Below are 1,641 nucleotides of genomic sequence, written 5' to 3' on the forward strand. Positions count from 1 at the left end.
TTGTCAACGCCAAGTTCAAATGTCCGCTATCGGGCAAAGTTCAAATGTCCGGTTTAAAGGGCGGTATTCGTGGTGTTTTAGGTTGTTTTTGCTGGTTTTATTAATATGTAGCCGCGACAGCGGAATGCCTGTTCGAAGCGGGTTCGGTCTAAAGTCGCAGCTTAGGTTGCCAAGACCGTCTTTCTAATTGCCTTTTCCATATCTCTGGCACCCAGTGCCCGTTGTCTTTTCTTGCCAGGCTCAGGTTTCTTGGTGGGCGATTGCAAGCCGCGGTGCGTTCTGGCCGGCGCCGACTGACTACGCCTGCTATCCCGCTCGGCTTGCACTAACTGCGCAATCTGCAGTACATGCCCAAGCCGCTTATTCTCGACGATGGCACCCTGACTTACTTCAGGCAAACGGTCATAAGTGGTGTAGGGAAGGCAAGTGCCACTGGCCTGCAGCTCAATGCGCCCGTCGACATACTCGTACACGTCGATGTATTGACCAATGAGCTTCCGATTGTTCTTCGTATCGCCAATCAGGTAGATCGTCTTGTCGTATTGCAGTGTCAGTACGTGTGATACCTTGCGCTTCTCACGGTGCGTAAAGATTGATTCCAGATCCTCGTCCTCGCGTAGTGGCCGGTGCGTATCCCAGTCATTCCTTGGCGGCTTGGCAAAGCGTCGGTTGTAGTCGGCAATGAAGCAGGGCACATAGGCGTTGGCCGCTTCCATCGTGGAGATGCCTTGCAATCTAAGTTCTTTAACCAGCCGGTCCTGAAGCGTCAGGTTTGCCCGCTCAACACGTCCTTTGGCCTGGCTGCTATTGGCGCAAATGCTCTCAATGTTAAGCTCGTACAGTGCTCGTCCAAACTGCGTATGTCCGCTACCGCCTTGAGGTTGTTTTCTGTTGACCCGGAAGACGCTGTACTGATCGCTATAGAAGGCCTGCGGCTTGCCATGCAGTTCGATATAGCGCCGTGTTGCCTCGAAATAGCTAAAGGTCGACTCGGAATAGGTAAAGTGCAAATGCATCAGCCGGCTGGTCGCATCATCGATATAGACCAGCAGTGTGCAAGCCGGTGCTCGATCCTCGAACCAGGCATGATCACTGCCATCAATCTGAATCAGCTCGCCAACGCAATGTCGCCGGTTACGAGGCTGATAGATCGTTGACGAGCGGAGCCGACGTGGAATCCACAAGCCAGCCTCCATCATTAGCTTGCGGATGGTTTCCTTAGATAATTTTAAGCCATGAACTTCCCGTAGCTTCTCGCATGCCAGCGTCGGCCCGAAATCCGCGTAGCGCTCACGTATGATATCCAACGCATGCTTCGTCAATTCTGCCGGCACGCGGTTATTGCTCGGTCGAGCACAACGCCGCGATGCCATGCCAGCCGGTCCTTGCTCGCGTACGCGGTTCACCAGGCGGCGTATCTGCCGGTCCGTCAGCCCCAAACGTTCGGCGGCACGTCCAGACTTCAAGTTACCATCTACGACTGCCTGAATGGTCTTTAGCCGGTCTAGTTCTCGCATCGTCATCGTAATCGCTCCGGTCCTGCCCATGGCCGCTCCCAAACCCGTCTGTAATAGGGTTATCCTGCGGAAAAACGGACATTTGAACTTTGCTGAAACCGGACATTACAACTTTGCTCCCACA

General features: G+C 53.8%; 1 protein-coding gene. It reads right to left on the reverse strand.

All coding sequences use genetic code 11. The features are described from left to right. Positions 1-161: 161 nt before the first annotated feature. The gene (locus RY831_RS32880) at positions 162-1,547 is read right to left on the reverse strand and encodes an ISNCY family transposase (protein ID WP_437126352.1); all 1,386 of its coding nucleotides are present in this window, start codon (positions 1,545-1,547) and stop codon (positions 162-164) included. Positions 1,548-1,641: the final 94 nt, after the last annotated feature.

The organism is Noviherbaspirillum album, assembly GCF_035916955.1.
Taxonomy (GTDB): Bacteria; Pseudomonadota; Gammaproteobacteria; order Burkholderiales; family Burkholderiaceae_D; genus Noviherbaspirillum; species Noviherbaspirillum album.